Here is a 21,693-nt window from a genome sequence, read left to right as displayed (position 1 = left end):
GGACATGAGCGAAACCATTCTGAATGTCTCGGGTGTCTCCAAGCGCTTCGGCGGCCTGCAGGCGCTGAGCGATGTCGGCATCAAGATCGAACGCGGCCAGGTCTATGGCCTGATCGGCCCTAACGGCGCCGGCAAGACGACGTTTTTCAATGTGCTGACCGGCCTGTACACGCCGGACAGCGGCACGTTCGAGCTGGCCGGCAAGCCCTACAAGCCGACAGCAGTGCATGAAGTTGCCAAAGCCGGCATTGCCCGCACCTTCCAGAACATCCGGCTGTTTGCCGACATGACGGCGCTGGAAAACGTCATGGTCGGGCGCCATGTGCGCACCCATTCGGGGCTGATCGGCGCCGTGTTCCGCACCCCCGGCTTCAAGCGCGAAGAGGCGCAGATCGCCGAGCGCTCGCAGGAACTGCTCGACTACGTGGGCATTGGCAAATACGCCGACTACAAGGCGCGCACCCTGAGCTACGGCGACCAGCGCCGGCTGGAGATTGCCCGGGCGCTGGCCACCGACCCGCAGCTGATTGCCCTGGACGAGCCCGCCGCCGGCATGAATGCGACTGAAAAAGTCCAGTTGCGCGAGCTGATCGACCGCATCCGCAAGGACAACCGCACCATCTTGCTGATCGAGCATGACGTCAAGCTGGTCATGGGCCTGTGCGACCGGGTGACGGTGCTCGACTACGGCAAGCAGATTGCCGAGGGTGTGCCGGCCGAGGTGCAGAAAAACGAAAAGGTGATCACCGCCTATCTGGGCGCAGGCCACTAAAGGAAGCAAAACCATGGCAGCAACAACAAAAACACTTCTGAAAATTACCGGCCTGCAGGTGGCTTACGGCGGCATCCAGGCGGTCAAGGGCATTGATTTCGAGGTCCATGACGGCGAACTGGTCACGCTGATCGGCTCCAACGGCGCCGGCAAGACCACCACCATGAAGGCCATCACCGGTGGCCTGCCTATACTGGGCGGCGACATCGAATACCTGGGCAAGAGCATCAAGGGACGCGGCGCCTGGGACCTGGTCAAGGAAGGCCTGGCAATGGTGCCCGAGGGGCGCGGCGTGTTCGCCCGCATGACCATCACCGAAAACCTGCAGATGGGCGCCTATATCCGCAACGACAAGGCCGGCATTGCCGACGACATCGAGAAGATGTTCGTGCTGTTCCCGCGCCTGCGCGAGCGCAAGGACCAGCTGGCCGGCACGATGTCGGGCGGCGAGCAGCAGATGCTGGCGATGGGCCGGGCGCTGATGAGCCGGCCCAAGGTGTTGCTGCTGGACGAGCCGTCGATGGGCCTGTCGCCGATCATGGTGGACAAGATTTTCGAGGTGGTGCGCGACGTTTCGGCGCTGGGCATGACGGTGCTGCTGGTCGAGCAGAATGCCAGCCGGGCGCTGGGGATTGCGAACCGGGGCTATGTGATGGAGTCGGGCAACATCACGATGAATGGCGACGCCAAGCTGCTGCTGGACGATCCCCGGGTTCGGGCGGCTTATCTAGGCGAGTGATTTTTGGTTGTTTTGGCTGTTCCCGCTTATTGGGCTTGCCTGGATTGCTATTGAATTCGTAGTAATCTAGCGCTGCATGGTTGGGCTGGTCATCACAGGCCCAGACAGAACGGGTGGGAGAGGAATGCCGAAGACCGGTCAACTCAAATTGCCTTGCGCTGGATTACCATGAATTCAATAGCTGCTTGCGCAGGCTGAATGAGCGCTACAGCACTGAAACGCCAAAAGCTTATAACTGCTCAGCATTATCGAATGCAGTCGCGTCTTACTCCTTCTCCCTCCGGGAGAGGGCTGGGGTGAGGGCTCCCCGATGGCGATTTTGATGATCCGCAGGCGATGCGGACAGGTGACAAAAATCAATCCACCCGCGCGCCGGAAGCCTTCACCACTTTTTCGTACTTCGCCCGTTCGCTTTTCATGAAAGCATCGAACTGCTCGGGTGAACTGGCGACCGGTTCGGCCATCAGCGTGCTGAACCTTGCCTTGTTTTCGGGTGCCTTCAGCGCCGCGACAAAGGCCTGGTTCAGTTTGGCGACCACGTCGCGGGGTGTGGCCGCAGGCGCCACCAGCCCCCACCAGGTGTCAATCTCGAATCCTTTGAGCGTTTCCGCAACGGCCGGCACGTCGGGCAAAAAGGCGCTGCGCTGGGCTGTCGTCACCGCCAGCGCTTTCAGCTTGCCGGCCTTGATGTTGGCAGACGCCGTGGCCAGGTTGTCGAAATTGAAATCGACCTGGCCGCTCAGCAGCGCCAACTGGGCCGGGTTGCCGCCGTTGTAGGGAATGTGCAGCGCAAAGATGCCGGCCCGCGACTTGAACAGCTCGCCGGCCAGGTGGCCCGCGCTGCCGTTGCCGCCGCTGGCGTAGTTGAGCTTGGCCGGGTTGGCCCTGGCGTAGCGGATCAGGTCGGCGAGCGTGTTGATGTTCAGTCGGCGCGCGGTGTCCGCATTCATCACCAGCACATTGGGCACGCGCACCATTTGCGTGATGGCGGCAAAGTCGCTGGCCGCGTCGTAGGGCATCTTGCTGTAGAGCCAGGGGTTGATGGCGTGCGTCGCGACCGCCGCAATACCGATGGTCAGCCCGTCGGGCGCGGCCTTGGCAATCGCATCGACGCCAATGTTGCCGCCGGCGCCGGGCCGGTTTTCAATGATCACCGTGCCCAGCGAAGCTTTTACGCTGTCGGCCATCAGCCGCGCCGTCACGTCGATCGGGCCGCCCGGCGCATAGGGAACGATCAGCCGCATGACCCGTGCCGAAGACGCGGCCGGCTGCGCCAGGGCCGCCGGCGAGGCAGCAGCCCCCAGGACGGCGCCCAGTGCCAGCGCGCCGGTGGCAAGCAATGAGGTGCGGCGCTGCAGGCAAAAATTGGCGGGAATTTTTTTCATGGTATTTTTTCGATAAAAAGTGCCGCTGGCGCATGGCCGGCTTGCACTGTCTGCTATTAATTTTGTACTCAGGCGCTTCAGGTGTTCAAGTCGCTTCAGTTTTTTGCGCCTTGTCGGCTTCGGTGGTGAAGGCATCGGCAAAGAACTCTTCCGCCGGCAGGCCCGCCAGTGCGGTGAAGTCGTCCCGCGCCGACTCGACCACGATGGGTGCGCCGCAGGCATACACCTGTTGGCCCGAGAGGTCGGCAAAATCTTCCAGCACGGCCTTGTGGACAAAGCCGGTGCGGCCCAGCCAGCCGTCTTCGGGCAGCGCGTCGGACACCACTGGCACGTAGCGCAGGTTCGGCATCTCGGCCACCCGGGCCTCAATCCAGTCGTTCATGTACAGGTCGGCGGGGCGGCGCCCGCCCCAGTACAGCACGGCGGGACGCACGATGCGCTTGAACTGCATGTGCTCGATGATGGCCTTCAGGGGTGCAAAACCGGTGCCGGATGCGACCATCACGATCGGTTTGGCGCTGTCTTCACGCAGGAAGAAGCTGCCGTAAGGCCCTTCGATGCGCAGGATTTCCCGTTCCTTCATGGCGGCAAACACATGGTCGGTGAACTTGCCGCCCGGCATGTGGCGGATGTGCAGCTCGATGCCCGGCGTCTCCAGCTGGGTGTAGGGCGCATTGGCCATCGAGTACGAGCGCCGGTCGCCATCGCGCAGCAAGAACTCGACATACTGGCCGGCGTGGTACTTCATGGTGTCGCTGGCGGGCAGCTGAAGGCGAACGACCATCACGTCGGGCGACGCGCGCACCAGGCTGGTCACGCGCACCGGCATCTTGCGGATCGGGAAGGCGCTTTCGTCGGTCACCTGGCGCGACTCCAGCACCACGTCGCTGTGCGCCACGCCGCAGCAGGTCAGGATGAAACCCTGGGCTTCTTCCTCGGCCGACAGCGCCTTGGACTGGTGGGCGCCATGCGTCACCTGGCCCTCGAGTTTTTTGCATTTGCACGAACCGCAGGCGCCGTCCTTGCAGCCGTAAGGCAGGCCGATGCCCTGGCGGATGGCGGCGGCCAGCATCGGCTCGCCGTCATCGGCAGTAAAGCTGCGGCCACTGGGCAGCACATTCACGTTGAAACTCATAGTCGGTATCCTTGGGCGTTTTGCTGTCTGTCGTTGTGTCACCTGACGGGCCGTTCCCCGGCCACCCCCAATTTTGCCTTCAAACCTGAATCCCCTCGGCGCCCTGCCTGCGCGTTTTCGCCGCCAGCGCGTTCTCATCATCGGTTGTGGCGATGTCGGCCTGCGCGTGGCGCGGCAACTGCCGTCCCGGCTCAAGGTCATCGCACTGACGTCGTCGCCGGAGCGGCTGCCGGCCTTGCGCCGGGAGGGCATCACGCCCTTGCTCGGCAACCTCGACGCGCCGGTCACGCTGCGCCGGCTGGCGGGCCTTGCGACGCGCGTGGTGCACCTGGCGCCGCCGCCTGGCCACAACCCGAACTGGCGCAACGACCCGCGCACGCTGGCCTTGCTGCGCGCCCTGCGGCTGCGCAGCCTGCCAAAGGCGCTGGTGTACGGCTCGACCAGCGGCGTCTATGGCGACTGCGGCGGCGCATTGGTTGATGAAACCTGGGGCCTGAGCCCGAACACGCCGCGCGCGCAGCGCCGGGTGCATGCCGAAGGCCAGGTGCGATTGCTTGGCCGCGCCACCGGGACGCCGGTGCATGTCCTGCGCATTCCCGGCATCTATGCCACCGACCGCGAAGGCGGCACGCCGCGCGGCCGGCTGCTCAAGGGCACGCCGGTGCTGCGCCATGAAGACGACGTGTACACCAGCCATATCCATGCCGACGACCTGGCGCGCGCCTGCATCGCGGCGCTGTGGCGCGGCAAGCCGCAGCGCATCAGTAACGTCTGCGACGACACGCAGTTGCTGATGGGCGACTATTTCGACCTGGCTGCAAACCTGTACGGCCTGCCCCGGCCGCCCCGGGTTGCGCGCAGCGCGGCCAACGAGCAGTTGCCGCTGATGCTGCTGAGTTTCATGAGCGAATCGCGCCGGCTTGACAACCAGCGGATGAAAAAGGAACTCCGGCTGGTACTGCGTTATCCGACCGTCAGCGACGGTTTGGGCGGTTTGAAGGGCTGAAGCAGCCCGATTGATCCGATGCCGGCTGCCAGAATGCGCCTGGCCTCTGAAAACATAGACGTTTAGCCATTTTCCGCATATCCAGTATGAATTTCAAGCTATTGAATGAATAGCATTGAATGCCAGTTTCATGGCCCTGCTTGCAAACCTGAGCGGCTGGCTGCAAGCACTGTGAAACGGCCCAAAAAGCCTGAAGCACCCAAAGTGCGACAATATAAAGCTAAATGACATCATCTTTTTCGAACCTTTCGCTGGCAGAACCGCTGGCACGCGCCGTAGCCGAAATGGGCTACGAAACCATGACCCCCATCCAGGAACAGGCCATTCCGGTCGTGCTGCAAGGCAAAGACGTGATGGGCGCCGCCCAGACCGGCACCGGCAAGACCGCCGCGTTCACGCTGCCCCTGCTGCAGCGCATGATGAAGCACGAGAACGCCTCGACCTCGCCGGCGCGCCATCCGGTGCGGGCGCTGGTGCTGCTGCCCACGCGCGAACTCGCCGTGCAGGTGGCCGAACAGGTCAAGCTCTATTCAAAGTACACCAACCTGAACTGTGCGGTGGTGTTTGGCGGCATGGACATGAAGCCGCAGACGCTGGAACTCAAAAAAGGCGTCGAGGTGCTGGTCGCCACGCCGGGCCGCCTGCTCGACCACATCGAGGCCAAGAACACGGTGCTCAACCAGGTCGAGTACGTGGTGCTTGACGAGGCCGACCGCATGCTCGACATCGGTTTTTTGCCCGACCTGCAGCGCATCCTGAGCTACCTGCCCAAGCAGCGCATCACGCTGCTGTTTTCGGCGACCTTCTCGCCCGAGATCAAGCGCCTGGCGTCAAGCTTCCTGCAGGATCCGGTGACGATCGAGGTGGCGCGTTCCAACGCCACGGCCTCCACGGTCGAGCAGCATTTCTACAGCGTCGGTGCCGACGACAAGCGCCGCGCACTGCACCAGATCCTCAAGGCACGCGACATGAAGCAGGCCTTTGTCTTTGTCAACAGCAAGCTTGGCTGCGCCAAGCTGGCGCGTTCGCTGGAGCGCGAAGGCCTGAAAACCACCGCGCTGCACGGCGACAAGAGCCAGGACGAACGGCTGAAAGCGCTTGAAGCATTCAAAAGCGGCGAGGTTGACCTGCTGGTCTGCACCGACGTGGCCGCGCGCGGGCTTGACATCAAGGACGTGCCGGCGGTGTTCAATTTCGATGTTCCCTTCAACGCCGAAGACTACATTCACCGCATTGGCCGCACCGGCCGCGCCGGCGCCTCGGGCCTGGCGGTGAGCTTTGTCGCCAGCAGCGACCAGCGCCTGGTGACCGATATTGAAAAGCTCATCAAGACCAAGATCGAGATCGAGCCGCTGGAGTTCGAGGAAGACACGCCGCGCATCAGCCTCCAGGGCCGCATCAACGACGGCCGGCGCATGTACCGCGAAGGCGAAGAGGGCCGGGCGTCCGAGCCGCGTGCGCCCCGGGAGCACACCGAGCGCCGGGAACGCCGCGAATACACGCCGCACCGCCAGCCCGCTGCATCGCGCGATCCGTTTTTCGACCGGCCTTACGAGCCCGGCGCAGCGGCAGAGTCCCTGCCTTCGTGGGAAGCGTCGTCCAAATCCAATCCTGCGCGCAACGGCGTGTCGGCCAACATCAAGCCGAAGAAAAAAGTCGCTGCGCTGTTCAAGGCTTCCTGACATGCCCCGGGCGATGCCAACCGGACGGCGGTCCTGGCCAGCCGCTTGGCCATCGGCTCTTGCCTACTCTGCCTGAAGCGGCTGTCCGGTGACCGGTTTTTGAAGCAGCTGTACGATATTCGAATGATGGCTGCTCCTTCCTCCCGACGCCAAACGCTGGCTGCGTTCGGGTTTTCCCTTCTCCAGAAAATCTTCCGCCCGCTGTGGCGTGCGGTGAACCAGTGGGTCGATGCCGATGGCCTGCGGATGAGCGCCGCCATGTCGTTCTACGGCATCCTCAGCCTGGCGCCGTTGCTGGTGCTGCTGGTGGCCGTCATGGGCTGGTGGCTGGACCGCACCTACATCGAGAGCAGCCTGATCACGCAGATTGCCAGCGTCATCGGCGAGCAGGGCGCTCAGGTCATCCAGCAGGCCATGACCAGCGCCCAGGAGCCGTCCGAAGGCATCACTGCCTCGCTGTTTGCCTTCGGATTGCTGATTTCCGGCGCGACCGGCGTCTTTGCCGAACTGCAAAATGCGTTCGAGCGTCTGTGGCGCAATGGCAGCGGGGAAACGCCCAAACAGAAGTGGTGGTACGGCGCGAGCCTTCGGCTGCGCGGCGTCGCCTACATCCTGGCGCTGGGGTTCCTGCTGCTGGTGTCACTGGCCGTCTCGACGTTCACCAACCTGATCTCAATGTGGGCCGGAAGCTACCTGCCGCTGGAAAAAGTCGTCTGGGTGCTGAACGAAGTGGTGTCGATTGCCTTTTGCATGGCGCTGTTCCTGGGGCTGATGCGCATGAGTTCCGGCCCCAAGCCCGCCTTGCGCTTCCTGGTGATGGGTTCCGTGGCCGGAGCCATCCTGTTTCAGGTGGGCAAGTACCTCATGGCCTATTACCTGTCTACCGCGGCAGTCGTGTCGGCCTACGGAGCCGCCGGCTCGCTGGTGGTGATCCTGATGTGGATTTATTTCTCGTCCGGCGTGCTGTTGCTTGCGGCCAGCATGGCGCGCGCATGGGCTGACGAGGCGGCGCTGGCAGAGAAAGAAGCTGCAACGGCTTTGACGGCGTAATCGGGAAAATCTGCCGGTCTGGCGTGTCATCGAGGCGCAGCAATGCAAGCAGGAATCAAACCTGCTTATTCTTCACTTGCCCGGCACTTGCGCTTGCTCGCAGTCCACCTGAATCAGCTCGAACGCACCGCCAGTCCCCAGCTTGGCCGCCGTCAAACAGCCGCCCCAGACGCAACCGGTATCCAGCGGCAGCACACGGTGCCGCAGGCCGGTGTGACGGCGGGCATCGGCCACCAGCGTGGACCAGTGGCCGAACGTGACCAGTGTGTCCTCAGTCGCCCGCCCCGGCACTTCGAACCACGGCAGGTAGCCTTCAGGCGCGCTGCCGGCGCCTTCGTTGCTGCCGAACTCCATCGCCCCTTGCGGCGTGCAAAACCGCAGGCGCGTCAGCGCATTGACGATCACCCGCAGCCGGTCCGCGCCTTCCAGGCTGTCCTGCCACTGGCATGGCGTGTTGCCGTACATGGCGCTCAGGAAGCCCTTCAGGTCAGGACCGCGCAAGGCGTCTTCCACCTCCGAGGCCAGCACCAGCGTTTGCGCTGCGCTCCACTGCGGCAAGACACCGGCATGCACCATCAGCCAGCCGTGGTGGTGCATTGCCATGGGGCGGTGGCGCAGCCAGTCCAGCAGTTCATGGCGGTCTGATGCCTGCAGGATGCCCGTGACCGTGTCGTGACGGCCCGGCGGGCGCACCCCCTGCCACAGCGCCAGCAGGTGCAGGTCGTGGTTGCCCAGCAGGCATTGCGCGGCATCGCCCAGCGCTTTCAGGCTGCGCAGCGTGCCCAGCGAGTCGGGTCCCCGGTTCACCAGGTCACCCAAAAGGTACAAGGTGTCGCGGCTCGGGGAAAAATCAATTTTTTCCAGAAGCCGCTGAAACGGGGCATTGCAGCCCTGAAGGTCGCCGATACAGTAAAGTGCCATGGTCTTCATTTTGCCTACGGATCCATGGATTTCCTTCTTATCGTCTTCTTAACGCTGCTCAATGGCGTTTTCTCCATGTCCGAACTGGCCCTGGCCTCAAGTCGAAAAGCCAGACTGAACGCTATGGCCGAGGAGGGCGACAAGGGCTCCAGGGCCGCGCTTGACCTTCTCACCAATCCCACTCAGTTTCTGTCGTCGGTGCAGGTTGGCATCACCTCGATCGGCATGCTCAACGGCATCATCGGTGAGGCGGCCTTCAGTGGCGGCGTGTCGGTGTGGCTGCAGACCTTTGGCGTGTCGGACCGGGCGGCCGATATTTCAGCGACGGCGATTGTCGTGGCGGTGATCACCTACGTCACCATCGTCTTTGGCGAACTGGTCCCCAAGCGCATCGGTCAGCTTTACCCCGAAACCGTGGCACGCCTGGTGTCGCGGCCCATGATGTGGGTGGCTGCCGGCGCCAAGCCCTTTGTCTGGCTGCTGTCTGTCAGCACCCAGGCCGTGCTCAAGCTGCTGCGCGTGGACAACAGCGCTGGCCGCGCCGTAACCGAAGAAGAAATTGCCGCCAGCCTGGTGGAAGGCGTCGATGCCGGCCTGATCGAGGCGCATGAGCACCAGATGGTGCAAAACGTGTTTCTTCTGGACGATCGCTTGCTGACCTCGCTGATGCTGCCGCGCGCGAGCATTGAATGGCTCGATGCGTCCGATACGGTGGCCGATGCGATTGCCAAGGCCGGCGCTACCGGCCACTCCTGGTACCCGGTCTGCCGGGGCAGCCTGGACGATGTGGTCGGCGTGGTCAACGTGGCCAAGCTGCTCGCCCTGCGCGGCCAGATACAGGAGGCATCGTCCGGCGAGTCTTCAAGCTCGGTTCCTGCGGTTGCCGACCGCATTGGCCCTTATGCCGTTCCAGCGGTATTCGTTCCGGAAACGCTGACCGGCATGGAGCTTCTGGAGCAGTTCCGCGCCCGCTCCACCCGAATCCTTCTCGTGGTCGATGAATACGGCGTGGTGCAGGGGTTGATGACGCCCATGGACATGCTGGAGGCCATCACGGGCGAGTTGCAGACAGGCACCACCCAGGACGCCTGGGCAACCCGGCGCGAAGACGGCAGCTGGCTGATTGACGGCCTCATGCCCGTCTCCGAGCTGAAGGCGCGGCTGGACATCAGGGACTTGCCGGAAGAAGACCGTGGGCGCTACAACACCGTTGCCGGCCTTTTGCAGTCGGTTTCGGGTCATTTGCCATCCACCGGCGAGCGCATCGCCTGCGCCGGCTGGCAGTTTGAAATCGTTGATCTCGATGGCAAGCGTATCGACAAGGTGCTGGTGACCGAAGCCCGCTAGTGTCGCGTCACGCGCAAAGTGTCGGCAGATTGCGTCGGGAGCCAGCCGTAACCGGCAGTTTGCGCATGGCGCGAGACCAGGGATGCGGCCAGGATCACCTTTCCCCTGTGTGACCAGAATGCGGTGCCGCCAAATGGGTAGCCTGCAGAAGCACAACTGCCGGAGGAGCGAGTGCGAACATCAAAGCGATGACATGTTTCCTGAATTAGGGGCTTGCCATCGTGAAAAAATGTAACTGCTCCGGTCGTTCACAAGCCTGAACCCTAGGCTTGCCCGTTTGGCTCCTTGCCCCGTTGGGGAAGACAGGGAGGGACAGCGCACGTCTTTCATTTTCCACCCCCTGATTTCACCCTTAGACCAAGGTTCAGGCTCAAAAGATTTCAAGCCTTTGCCGACGCTGCACAAGCTTCCATGCCCCCTTCCCGCGAAGCGAGGATGGAAAAATTCAGGCACACGGAAGCGTCAACCTGATGCCGTAACCAATTACAAAAAATTGGCAACATTGCGTTAAGGGATCCACAGAATTGCTGCGAAAAATGATGAAAATTTTTTATCGAAACTATTCACACATATTTTCAATATTGTTAATTTATGTGTTATTTGATGCAATTAGAAATTTTTATGTTTAAAATGTGAGAAATATCACGCAAATACTCCTAAAAGCAAGCTGAAGAGTGTGCATTCCATTCGTAATCAGTAATTCGTGATGCTTCTTGACGCTCCCAAACTTCCAGCGCATCAGGTCAAAGCTGTGTCACGACGAAGCGGAGGCCATCTTTTGCATAGACAGCTTGAAAAACGACGAGAAATCAAAACCATCTCGTCGTCGTGCTGATGCATCACCCGTTCGCGGCAAACCCATGCTTGATTGCTTGCGGATGTTGCGAACCACCCACTCAATTTCCAAAAAAAGTTTTTCAAGTTTTTATCAGATTAATTACTTGTAATTCAAAAGAATTAAAATTCTTATTAATCATCAATTTTCGCAATTAATGTTCATATTTCTGAAATCAAGATCGATTTATCATCATTCATGCGCACGATGGGCTCTCGCCGCCCTGGCGCTTGCATGGCTGGGCGGTTGCGCGCTGGCTCCCGGACTGTCCATTGGCAAAGGTGTTCAGCAGTCGAGCCAGGCAGCAAGTCCAGCCCAGACTCAGACCCAGGATGGTCAAGCACCGCCCCCTGGTGCGTTGCTGGCCATTACGCCCGAACTCATCAGCAAACAGCGTGCTTTGCAAAAAGCCGAACTGGGCATGGACGTTAAAACGCTTTTCGGTGATGCCAAGCCCTATGGCATCGGCCCAGGTGACGTGATCAACATTGTCGTGTGGAACCATCCCGAACTGGTGCTTGCCCCCGCAGGTGCTACGTTAACGACCGACGCATCCGGTCTGGCGTCTGTCGGCAATGGCTACAACGTCAGCCCCGATGGCCTGATCCAGTTTCCGCTGCTCGGAACTTTCGAAATTGCCGGTCTGACAGAAAATTCGGCCCGCCAGGAAATCACCCGCCGCCTTTCCAAATTCCTCAAGGATCCGCAAGTCACCCTGCGCGTGCAGGCGTATCGCGCAGGCCGTGTGTATGTCGATGGCGAAGTGCGCAACCCTGGCCTGCAGGCCATCAACGACATTCCGATGACGCTGCCCGAGGCCATCAGCCGCGCGGGCGGGCTGACCGCCACCGCCGACAGGGCCACGGTGGCCGTGACCCGCAAGGGCACCACCACCCTGATCAACATGCCGCAGCTGGCGACGCTGGGCGTCAACCCGTCGCGAATCATGCTGGCTGCAGGCGATCTGGTACGCGTGGGCAGCCGTGACGACACCAAGGTGTATGTGCTGGGGGAAGTCACCAAACCCATGACATTGCCGTTGCGCAACGGTCATCTGACGCTCAACGAAGCGCTCGGCGAGGCAGGCGGCGTGAATGCCACCAGTGGCGATCCGCGCCAGATTTATGTCGTGCGCAGCCGCAATGGCGACAGCGCAGCCTTGGCCGATGCCAATGGCCTGGCCACACCCACCACGCCCGAGATCTATCACCTTGACGCCAGTTCCCCCACGGCGTATGCGCTGGCTGAAGGGTTCGAACTCAAATCCAGGGATGTCGTGTTTGTCGATCCGGTCAAGCTCGTCCTGTGGAATCGCGTGATCAGCCTGATCCTGCCAAGTGCGCAGAGCATCAGCACCACGCGCAGCGCCTTCAATTGAGCGACCGCAGCCAATGAACAACATCCTGACTGTCTGCGTAGGCAACATCTGCCGCAGCCCTGTTGCTGAAGCCATGCTGAAGGAACGCCTGCCGGGCCGCAAGATCTGGTCGGCCGGTCTGCATGCGGTGGTCGGCCATGGCGCCGAAACCACCGCGCGCGAAATCGCCAGGCAACACGGCCTGGACCTGTCCGCCCACCGCGCCCAGCAGATCGCCGGCTGGATGTGCAGCCATGCCGACCTGGTGCTGGTCATGGAAGCCCGCCATCAGCAGGAGCTTGAAAAGCTCTACCCCACCGCACGCGGAAAAATCCACCGACTCGGTGAGTTCGGCGCGCCAGGAGGGTTCGACATTGCCGATCCTTACCGCCAGCCCCAGGCTGCCTTCGAAGCCGCCCATGCCGCCATCGCCCGTGGCGTGGACGAGTGGGTGCGCCGTATCAAACTTGTTTCGTGATGTCCGACCGTATGAATGCTCCCCAATCCTCCGTGTCCACCATGCCTTTGGCTGAGATGCAAGACGACGACGAAATCGACCTGTTGGGCCTGCTCGACGTGCTGCTCGATGCGCGCTGGCTGATTGCCGGCGTTACGGCGCTGGTGCTGCTGCTGGGCGGCGCCTATGCCTTTTTGAGCCGCCCTGTCTATCAGGCCAACTCATTGATTCAGGTTGAAGACAGCAAGCCCGGAATCTCTGGCGCCGCTGGCGCCCTGGGCGAGGCGTCCAGCCTGTTTGAAATCAAGTCGCCGGCCACGGCCGAGATGGAAATCCTGCGCTCGCGCCTGGTGGTCGCCAAGTCTGTGGACGACCTGCAGTTGTATGTCACCGCTGTCCCCAAGTACCTCCCGCTGGTAGGCAACTGGCTGGCACGCCGCGCCACGGCACTGTCCGATCCGGGTTTCATGGGCATGGGCGGCTACGTTTCAGGGAAGGAATCGATTCGCCTTGGCCTGCTGGAAGTGCCCGTGCAACTGGAAGGAAAACCGCTGCTGCTGGTGGCCACCGAAGGCGGCTTCGAACTGCGTGACCCTGACGGCCAGAAGCTGGTCCAGGGCAAGATCGGTGCGCCGGTCAGCTTTGGCAGTGGCGAAGATGCCGGTCGCATCCTGGTGACCGAGCTCAAGGCCAAACCTGGCGCGTACTTCAACGTGGCGCGTTATTCCCGTCTGGACGTGATTGAAAAGTTGCAGACTGATATGACCATTTCGGAGCAAGGCAAGCAGTCTGGCGTGATTGCCCTGCAGTTGCAAGGTACCGACCCTCAAAAGATTGCCCGCACCCTGAATGCCGTGGGCACCAACTACGTACGCCAGAACGTCGAGCGCAAGTCCGCCGAGGCTGAAAAATCCCTCGCCTTCCTGGGCGATTTCTTGCCGCAGCTTAAAAAGCAACTCGAAGACTCCGAGGTGCGTTTCAACAAGTTCCGCAATCAGAACGGGACGTTTGATCTCAACGAAGAAGGAAAATCCTACCTGGAAGTCTCTATCAAGCTGCAAACCAGCCTGCTGGAATTGCAGCAAAAGCGCCGGGAGCAAAGCGCGCAGTTCACTGCCGCCCACCCGGTCATCCAGACGCTGGACGCGCAGATTGCCGCTGTCAGCAAGGAAATTGCCGGCCTGACCAGCAAGGTCAAGACCCTGCCCAACACCGAACAGGACTTGCTGCGCCTGACGCGCGATGTCAAGGTCAACAGCGAGTTGTACCTCAACCTGCTGACCAGTTCGCAGCAGTTGCGCCTGGTGAAAGAAGGCAAGGTCGGCAATGTGCGCGTGGTCGATGCGCCGGTCGTGCCAGAGCGATCCATCAAGCCGCAACGCGCGCAAATCCTCGCGATCAGCGGCGTCCTTGGCCTGCTGCTGGGCATGGGCCTGGCCTTCCTTCGCAACAGCCTGCGCCCCGGCATCAAGGACCCGGCCGACATTGAGTCAGCCACCGGCCTGCATGTGTTTGCCACCGTGCCGCATTCGGCTGAACAGGACAAGCTGTCCAGGTTGATCAAGAGTCATGCGCAAGGCACCCATTTGCTGGCTGTGGCGCATCCCGAAGACCCCGGCGTCGAAAGCCTGCGCAGCCTGCGCACCGCGTTGCAATTCGCCATGCTGGACGCTAGAAACAACATCGTGTTGTTCACCGGCCCCACGCCCGGCATTGGCAAGTCCTTCACCAGTGCCAACTTTGCCGCCGTGCTGGGCGCAGGCGGCAAGCGCGTTTTGCTGATTGACGCCGACATGCGCAAGGGCCACCTTCACCAGTTCTTTGGCATGAAGCGCGGCCACGGTCTAAGCGAATTGATTACCGGCACCCGAACGCTGAGCGATGTGGTGAACCGTGCCGTTGCGCCCAACCTGGATCTGATCACCACCGGCACCATGCCGCCCAACCCCGGCGAATTGTTGATGTCGCCCGCAACGGTGCAACTGCTGCAGGACCTGTCAGCCGAATACGACCTGGTGCTGATCGACACCCCGCCCGTGCTTGCCGTGTCTGACACACAAGTGCTGGCGCCGCATGCCGGCACCGTGTTCCTGGTGGCGCGGGCCGAAGTGACCGCGCTGGGCGAGCTGCAGGAAAGCACCAAGCGCCTGGGCCAGACCGGCGTGCCCGTCAAGGGCGTGGTGTTCAACGACCTGGACACCAGCCGCCAGCGCTACGGCGGCTACGGCTACAAGTACAGCCGCTACCGCTACACCAACTACCAGTACGGCAAGATAGCCGACGGGCAGTAAAGCCACCATGCAAGACACACAGCCAGCGGCCATGCCGCAACACGTGGCCATCATCATGGACGGCAACCGGCGCTGGGCCACCCAGCGCAGCATGCCGCGTGCCCTGGGCCACGCCAGCGGTGCGCGGCGGGTGCGCCAGATCGTCGAGGCCTGCTCGGCACGCGGCGTGCGCTACCTCACGCTGTTCGCCTTCAGCACCGAAAACTGGAAGCGCCCGGCCGAAGAGGTTTCCAGTCTTGTGGGCCTGCTGGTGCATTACCTGCAAAAAGAAGTCAGCGACATGCATCGCACCGGCGTGCGCCTGAAGGTGGCGGGCGACCTGAGCCGGTTCGACCAGCGCCTGCAAAACCTCATGGCCAGCGCCCAGGCCCTGACCGCCCAGAACAGCCAAATCACCCTGACCATTGCTGCCAACTACGGAGGCCGCTGGGACATGATGCAGGCCGTGCAGGCCTGGCAGGCCGCCAACCCGTCCCTGACCGTGGCCGACATGGACGAAGCCGCGATGCGCCCGCACCTGAGCATGGCGTATGCCCCCGACCCCGAGCTGCTCATTCGTACCGGCGGTGAGTCGCGCATCAGCAACTTCATGCTGTGGCAAATGGCCTATACCGAGCTTTTTTTTACCGACACCCTGTGGCCCGACTTTTCTGCACCGGTGCTTGACCAAGCGCTGGAATGGTTCTGCGCCCGCGACCGCCGCTTCGGCGCCTCAAGTTCCCTAGTTGCCTGCTAATTCCAACCGGACAAACCCATGCAAATTTTTATGAATCCAGACCTTCTTTCGGCATTCATGGCCGGCAGCATTGCGCTGCTGGTGGCGCTGTTGCTGGTGCGCACCCAGCACTGGCATGGCCACCTCAGCATGGACAGCGACCAGGGTGTGCAGAAGTTCCACACCAGCCCCACGCCCCGGGTTGGCGGCATTGCCATTGCCATGGGTGTTGTCGCGGGCTACCTGTTTGCAAACGATGACAGTCAAACCCTGCTGGGACCGCTCATTTTGGCCGGCATTCCGGCTTTTGCCTTTGGGCTGCTGGAAGACGTGACCAAGCGCGTCAGCGTGCGCACGCGCCTGCTGGCCACCATGGGCTGCGGCGTGCTGGGCTGGGCCATGACCGGTTATTCCATCACCAGTGCCGACCTGCCGGGGCTGGACTGGCTGCTGGGCTTTACCCTGTTTTCGGTACTGTTCACCGCCTTTGCCGTGGGCGGCATTGCCAACGCCATCAACATCATTGACGGCTTCAACGGCTTGTCTGCAGGCACCGTCATCATCATTTTGACGGCCTTTGGCGTCATGATGACGGCCCTGGGCGACCACGACCTGGCCTTAGTCTGCCTGATTCTGGCGGGTGCCGTGGCCGGCTTTCTGCTGGTCAACTGGCCGATGGGCAAGATCTTTCTGGGCGATGGCGGTGCTTACTTTGTCGGCTTTGCCCTGGCCTGGCTGGCGGTGCTGGTCCTGGCCCGCCATGCCGAGGTGTCGGCCTGGGCCCCCATGCTGGTGTGCGGCTATCCGATTCTGGAAGTGCTGTTCAGCATCGTGCGCCGCCGCCGCCGGAACCTGAGCCCTGGCGACCCGGACCGTTTGCACCTGCACAGCCTCGTCAAGCGCCGCCTGGCCCGCCGGCTCATGCCCAATACCAGCAGCCTGTTGCGCAACTCACTCACCGGCGCGCTCATGTGGCTGGCGGCATTGCTGCCCGCTGCCATTGCTGTGCAGTGGCCCACCAACACCTTCATGCTGGTTGCAGGCTTTGCCTTTTGCGCCTTTGTTTACTCGGCTGTTTATGCACGGATGACGCAATTTCGGTGGTGCTTCAGCCCTGCGACGTTGGTGCCTCAAACAGCTTAAAAACCCAAATCTTTTCATTCCTGTCTTTTTGGTAATCCTCTTCCGGTTATGACGTCAACAAAAAAATCGCTTTCTTCTGTGTCCAGCCTTTCACTCGCCGTGATCGGCCTTGGCTATGTCGGCCTTCCATTGGCGGTCGAATTTGGCAAAAAACGCTCCGTGGTCGGGTTTGACATCAATGAAAAGCGCATCGCCGAGTTGAAAGCCGGCCATGACCACACGCTGGAAACCGAGCCTGAAGAACTCCAGGCCGCCAGCCTTCTGCGCTTCACCACGCAGCTGGAAGACCTGCGCGCCTGCAACTGCTACATCGTCACTGTGCCCACGCCGATTGACGAACACAAGCGCCCCGACCTCACGCCGCTGATCAAGGCCAGCGAAACCGTTGGCAAAGTCCTCAAGCCCGGCGACATCGTGATTTACGAATCCACCGTGTACCCCGGCGCCACTGAAGAAGACTGCGTGCCCGTGCTTGAAAAATTCTCGGGCCTCAAGTTCAACGTGGACTTTTTTGCCGGCTACAGCCCAGAGCGCATCAACCCCGGCGACAAGGAACACCGCGTCACCACCATCAAGAAAGTTACTTCCGGCTCAACGCCCGAAGTGGCCGACATCGTCGATGCGCTCTACAACGAAATCATCACCGCCGGCACCCACAAGGCGGCCAGCCTCAAGGTAGCCGAAGCCGCCAAGGTGATTGAAAACACCCAGCGCGACCTGAACATTGCCCTCATCAACGAGCTGGCCATCATCTTCAACAAGATGGGCATTGACACCGAAGCCGTGCTGCAGGCCGCTGGCAGCAAATGGAACTTCTTGCCGTTTCGTCCCGGTCTGGTTGGCGGCCACTGCATTGGCGTGGACCCGTACTACCTGACCCACAAGGCCCAGGCCATTGGCTACCACCCCGAAATCATCCTGGCCGGCCGCCGCCTGAACGACAACATGGGCCCCTACGTGGTGTCCCAATTGGTCAAGGCCATGACCAAGCGCCGGGTGCATGTCAATGGTGCGCGCATCCTGGTCATGGGCCTGGCCTTCAAGGAAAACTGCCCCGACCTGCGCAACACCCGCGTGGTGGACATCGTGACCGAACTGCAAGACTACAACTGCCAGGTCGATGTGTACGACCCCTGGGCCGCACCGGCCGAGGCCCAGCACGAATACGGCATTACCCCCGTTGCCCAGCCCGAACCCGGCACCTACGACGGCATCATCGTGGCCGTGGCCCATCACCAGTTCAAGACCATGGGCGCTGCCGCCATTCGCGCCCTGGGCAAGCCCAACCATGTGCTGTACGACCTGAAATACCTGTTGCCCGCTGCCGAGAGCGACTTGCGGCTGTAAAACCCCCGAATTCAGAAAAAAAATCGGGCCCTGCGCACGCCAGTCGTGCGCAAGCTGCTATCAATAAAGAAGTGAAATGACCGCCTACCAACAACTGCAAACCCGCCTGCCCACCGAGCCCCGCACCTGGCTCGTCACCGGTGTGGCCGGCTTCATCGGCAGCAATTTGCTGGAAACCTTGCTCAAGCTTGATCAGCGTGTCGTCGGCCTCGACAACTTTGCCACCGGCCACCAGCGCAACCTTGACGAAGTGCAAGCCCTCGTCACCACAGCGCAGTGGACCAACTTCAGTTTCATCAAAGGCGACATCCGCGAGCAGGCCGACTGCCAACGTGCCATGGTCTGGAATTCCAGCGACCCCGCCTTACTCCCTCTCCCCCAGGGAGAGGGCAGGGGTGAGGGCTCCCCGAATCGTATCCCCGTCGATTACGTCCTCCACCAAGCCGCCCTCGGCAGCGTCCCCCGCAGCCTTGAAGACCCCATCACCACCAACAGCGCCAACATCACCGGCTTCCTGAACATGCTGGTCGCTGCCCGCGACGCCAAGGTAAAAAGCTTCACCTACGCCGCCAGCAGTTCCACCTACGGCGACCACCCAGCGTTGCCCAAGGTCGAAGATGCCATCGGCAAACCCCTCAGCCCCTACGCCGTCACCAAATACGTCAACGAGTTGTATGCCGAAGTGTTTGCCCGCTGCTACGGCTTCAACACCATCGGCCTGCGCTACTTCAATGTATTCGGCCCGCGCCAGGACCCCAACGGCGCTTATGCCGCCGTCATTCCCAAATGGACCGCCGCACTGCTGCAGGGCGAGCCGGTGTACATCAACGGCGACGGCGAAACCAGCCGCGATTTCTGCTTTGTGGCCAACGCCGTGCAAGCCAACCTGTTAGCCGCCACCGTGTCAACCCATTCCCCGACTTCACTCCCTCTCCCTTTGGGAGAGGGCAGGGGTGAGGGCTCCCCGGCTCAGACCCCAACCCCAACCCCAACCCCATCCCCCGCAGTCAACCAGGTCTACAACGTAGCCGTAGGCGACCGCACCACGCTGAACATCCTTTTCGCCCTGCTGCGCGACAACCTCGCCGCCCACGGCGTCAGTACCACGGCACAGCCCGTGTACCGCGACTTCCGCGCAGGCGATGTGCGGCACAGCCTTGCCGATATTGGCAAGGCAGAGCGACTGCTGGGCTACGCGCCGACGCAGCGCATTAGCGAAGGGCTGGCGTTGGCCATGCCTTGGTATGTTTCACAGGAGAAAAAATCATGAACATGCGATTGCCAGACGTGGTTGTTCAAAAACCCATTTACGTCACCCAGCCAGCTTTGCCCCCGCTGGAAGAATTCATTCCCTACCTTCAAGAAATCTGGGACAAAAAAATCCTGACCAATGGCGGCCCGTTTCACCAACAGCTTGAAAAGGCCTTGTGCGACTACCTGGGTGTCAAGCACCTGGCGCTGTTTTCCAACGGCACGCTTGGCCTGGTCACTGCGCTGCAAGCCTTGCGCATCACAGGTGAAGTCATCACCACGCCGTATTCATTCGTAGCCACGGCGCATTCGCTGTTGTGGAACGGCATCAAGCCCGTGTTTGTGGATGTGGACCCGAACACCCTGAACCTGGACCCGGCCAAGATCGAAGCGGCCATCACCCCGCAAACCACGGCCATCATGCCCGTGCATTGCTATGGTCACCCGTGCGACACGAAGGCTATCCAGAAAATTGCCGACAACTACAACCTGCGCGTGATTTATGACGCTGCCCACGCCTTTGGTGTCAAAGACGAAGGCGGTAGCGTGCTGCGCCATGGCGACCTCTCGGTGCTGAGCTTTCATGCCACCAAGGTGTTCAACACCTTCGAAGGCGGCGCCATCATCTGCCCCGACGCCAAGACCAAGCTACGCATCGACCAACTCAAGAACTTTGGCTTTGTCGATGAAACCACCGTGGTGGCCCCAGGCATTAACGGCAAGATGAGCGAAATCAATGCCGCCTTCGGCATGCTTCAACTGAAGCATATTGACGCCGCACTGGCTCGCCGCAAGGAAATCGACGCCACCTACCGCGAATTGCTCAAAGGCGTCAAAGGCATTCGCTGCCTGCAGGACGCAGGCGAAGCAGTCGCCAACTATTCCTATTTTCCGATTCTGGTAGATGCCGATTACCCGCTCAGCCGGGACGACCTGTATCAAAAGCTCAAGGACAACGGCATTTTTGCGCGCCGCTATTTTTACCCGTTGATCACGGATTTCCCCATGTACCGTGGCTTGCCTTCGGCACACCGGGACAACCTGCCTGTGGCAACTGCTGCATCGCAAAAGGTGATGTGCTTGCCGATTTACCCCAACCTGACAATCAACCAAGCCAGTTCAATTGCACAGTTAATAGCGGTTCAATAAAAATGAAGCTCGCGATTATGCAGCCCTATTTATTTCCATATATAGGGTATTTTCAGTTGGTTGCAGCAGTTGACAAGTTTGTATTTTATGACGATGTTAATTTCATCAAAAATGGCTGGATTAATAGAAACCGTTTATTTCTGGCAGGCGATGTTCGTTATATCACTGTTCCTTTGTCGGGTGCCAGTTCATTTTTGAAGATTAATGAAGTCGGTGTACAACCGGGGGACATATGGCGGAGGAAAATAATTGAATCGATGCGCCAGTCCTATTCAAAAGCCCCCTATTTTAATAATATTAAAACCCTCGTATCAGAGATTTTATTTTTAGAAGAAAATAAAATCGCTAACCTGGCAAAAGCCAGCATTGTAGCGGTGTGTAATTATCTTGATTTAGATACACAATTCGTGTTTACCTCAACAACTTATGAAAATAAATACCTAAACAGTGCAGCGAGAATTATTGATATTTGTCGTCAAGAAAAAGCGGATAGCTATTTTAATCTTTCGGGCGGAAAAGAGTTGTACGACGAAAGTCTATTCAAATCAAATGGAATAGACCTGTATTTTATGGAGAGTCAGCTAAAAAAGTACCAGCAATTTTCCGAAGAGTTTCAGCCAGGATTATCAATTATTGATGTGCTTATGTTTAATGATATCAATGCTGTACGTGAGATGGTCATTGCAAATAATATAAATCATGAAAATACCTGAAGATATTGTTTGTCTTATTTGTGAAGAACAAATTCGTCAAAACGGAAATTTTTTCCCTGGTGAGGATTATTTGCAAAAACTTTCAGATAAAGCAGAGTGTATTGTTTATTACTCACCTAGTGGTATTTCTGGTTTTGTATTTTTTTACTGTAATGATGAGAAAAATTTTTCAAGTTATATATCATTATTAATGGTAACTTGTGCGGAAAGAAAAAAAGGCGTTGGCGCTGCATTAATTCGTAGCGTTTTGAATTTTACTAAACAAAAAAGATTTAATTATTGTCGTCTTGAAGTACGAAAAGAAAATATAGCTGCAATTGGTTTGTATAAGTCAATGGGTTTTCGATCAATCGAAGATCGAAGTGATAAGTATCTAATGGAAGCGACTGCGAGTTAAA

Annotated in this window: 19 protein-coding genes; 16 read left to right on the top strand and 3 right to left on the bottom strand. The window is 59.9% G+C overall.

Going from position 1 to position 21,693, the window contains the following annotated elements; genetic code table 11:
* Positions 1-4: 4 nt before the first annotated feature.
* On the top strand, positions 5-772 hold the full coding sequence (locus tag GZ092_RS04605) for an ABC transporter ATP-binding protein (RefSeq protein ID WP_293634808.1): 768 nt from the start codon (positions 5-7) through the stop codon (positions 770-772).
* A 13-nt stretch (positions 773-785) separates the two neighbouring features.
* A complete protein-coding gene (locus GZ092_RS04600) occupies positions 786-1,511 on the top strand; it encodes an ABC transporter ATP-binding protein (RefSeq protein ID WP_293634806.1) in 726 nt (241 codons plus the stop codon).
* 356 nt (positions 1,512-1,867) lie between these two features.
* Here GZ092_RS04600 and GZ092_RS04595 read toward each other — a convergent pair whose 3' ends face one another.
* Together GZ092_RS04595 and GZ092_RS04590 are read right to left on the bottom strand one after the other, a co-directional pair.
* Complete coding sequence (locus GZ092_RS04595) at positions 1,868-2,896, bottom strand: tripartite tricarboxylate transporter substrate binding protein (protein WP_293634804.1); 1,029 nt, start codon at positions 2,894-2,896, stop codon at positions 1,868-1,870.
* A gap of 85 nt (positions 2,897-2,981) precedes the next feature.
* The gene (locus tag GZ092_RS04590; RefSeq protein WP_293634802.1) at positions 2,982-4,031 is read right to left on the bottom strand and encodes a CDP-6-deoxy-delta-3,4-glucoseen reductase; all 1,050 of its coding nucleotides are present in this window, start codon (positions 4,029-4,031) and stop codon (positions 2,982-2,984) included.
* Positions 4,032-4,104: 73 nt separating this feature from the next.
* Here GZ092_RS04590 and GZ092_RS04585 point away from each other — a divergent pair, with 73 nt between their 5' ends.
* The 3 genes from GZ092_RS04585 (at position 4,105) to GZ092_RS04575 (ending at position 7,769) form a co-directional block, all read left to right on the top strand.
* Entirely contained in the window at positions 4,105-5,037 is a 933-nt protein-coding gene (locus GZ092_RS04585) for an NAD-dependent epimerase/dehydratase family protein (protein WP_293634800.1), read from the top strand.
* A 224-nt stretch (positions 5,038-5,261) separates the two neighbouring features.
* On the top strand, positions 5,262-6,719 hold the full coding sequence (locus GZ092_RS04580) for a DEAD/DEAH box helicase (protein ID WP_293634799.1): 1,458 nt from the start codon (positions 5,262-5,264) through the stop codon (positions 6,717-6,719).
* Between the two features lie 123 nt (positions 6,720-6,842).
* The gene (locus GZ092_RS04575) at positions 6,843-7,769 is read left to right on the top strand and encodes a YihY/virulence factor BrkB family protein (protein ID WP_293634797.1); all 927 of its coding nucleotides are present in this window, start codon (positions 6,843-6,845) and stop codon (positions 7,767-7,769) included.
* Between the two features lie 72 nt (positions 7,770-7,841).
* Here GZ092_RS04575 and GZ092_RS04570 read toward each other — a convergent pair whose 3' ends face one another.
* Entirely contained in the window at positions 7,842-8,690 is an 849-nt protein-coding gene (locus GZ092_RS04570; RefSeq protein WP_293634795.1) for a symmetrical bis(5'-nucleosyl)-tetraphosphatase, read from the bottom strand.
* Between the two features lie 24 nt (positions 8,691-8,714).
* On the opposite strand from GZ092_RS04570, the gene GZ092_RS04565 reads away from it, so the two are divergent.
* From GZ092_RS04565 to GZ092_RS04515, 11 genes are all read left to right on the top strand, one after another.
* Positions 8,715-10,037: a hemolysin family protein gene (locus tag GZ092_RS04565; RefSeq protein WP_293634793.1), complete on the top strand. Its 1,323-nt coding sequence runs from the start codon at positions 8,715-8,717 to the stop codon at positions 10,035-10,037.
* A 1,193-nt stretch (positions 10,038-11,230) separates the two neighbouring features.
* Complete coding sequence (locus tag GZ092_RS04560; RefSeq protein ID WP_293634791.1) at positions 11,231-12,250, top strand: polysaccharide biosynthesis/export family protein; 1,020 nt, start codon at positions 11,231-11,233, stop codon at positions 12,248-12,250.
* A 13-nt stretch (positions 12,251-12,263) separates the two neighbouring features.
* Positions 12,264-12,707 (top strand): low molecular weight protein-tyrosine-phosphatase, encoded by a 444-nt coding sequence (locus GZ092_RS04555; protein WP_293634789.1) that lies wholly within the window; start codon positions 12,264-12,266, stop codon positions 12,705-12,707.
* A gap of 41 nt (positions 12,708-12,748) precedes the next feature.
* Positions 12,749-14,977, top strand: coding sequence for a polysaccharide biosynthesis tyrosine autokinase (locus GZ092_RS04550; protein ID WP_293634787.1), 2,229 nt, complete (start codon positions 12,749-12,751; stop codon positions 14,975-14,977).
* A 7-nt stretch (positions 14,978-14,984) separates the two neighbouring features.
* Positions 14,985-15,713: a polyprenyl diphosphate synthase gene (uppS, locus tag GZ092_RS04545; RefSeq protein WP_293634785.1), complete on the top strand. Its 729-nt coding sequence runs from the start codon at positions 14,985-14,987 to the stop codon at positions 15,711-15,713.
* 18 nt (positions 15,714-15,731) lie between these two features.
* Positions 15,732-16,835: a glycosyltransferase gene (locus tag GZ092_RS04540; protein WP_293634783.1), complete on the top strand. Its 1,104-nt coding sequence runs from the start codon at positions 15,732-15,734 to the stop codon at positions 16,833-16,835.
* Positions 16,836-16,883: 48 nt separating this feature from the next.
* Complete coding sequence (gene tviB, locus GZ092_RS04535; RefSeq protein ID WP_293634781.1) at positions 16,884-18,182, top strand: Vi polysaccharide biosynthesis UDP-N-acetylglucosamine C-6 dehydrogenase TviB; 1,299 nt, start codon at positions 16,884-16,886, stop codon at positions 18,180-18,182.
* A gap of 76 nt (positions 18,183-18,258) precedes the next feature.
* Positions 18,259-19,452 (top strand): NAD-dependent epimerase/dehydratase family protein, encoded by a 1,194-nt coding sequence (locus GZ092_RS04530; RefSeq protein WP_293634779.1) that lies wholly within the window; start codon positions 18,259-18,261, stop codon positions 19,450-19,452.
* Positions 19,449-20,582 (top strand): dTDP-4-amino-4,6-dideoxy-D-glucose aminotransferase VioA, encoded by a 1,134-nt coding sequence (vioA, locus tag GZ092_RS04525; protein ID WP_293634777.1) that lies wholly within the window; start codon positions 19,449-19,451, stop codon positions 20,580-20,582. Before GZ092_RS04530 ends, vioA begins: the two co-directional genes overlap by 4 nt.
* A gap of 2 nt (positions 20,583-20,584) precedes the next feature.
* Positions 20,585-21,295, top strand: a complete 711-nt coding sequence (locus GZ092_RS04520; protein ID WP_293634775.1) for a WbqC family protein — start codon at positions 20,585-20,587, stop codon at positions 21,293-21,295.
* A complete protein-coding gene (locus GZ092_RS04515) occupies positions 21,282-21,692 on the top strand; it encodes a GNAT family N-acetyltransferase (RefSeq protein ID WP_293634773.1) in 411 nt (136 codons plus the stop codon). The genes GZ092_RS04520 and GZ092_RS04515 overlap by 14 nt, the downstream gene beginning before the upstream one ends.
* Position 21,693: the final 1 nt, after the last annotated feature.

Origin of the sequence: Polaromonas sp. (genome assembly GCF_010365105.1) — a bacterium.
Lineage (GTDB): Bacteria > Pseudomonadota > Gammaproteobacteria > Burkholderiales > Burkholderiaceae_C > Polaromonas.
This window is presented reverse-complemented; position numbering and strand designations above follow the sequence as displayed.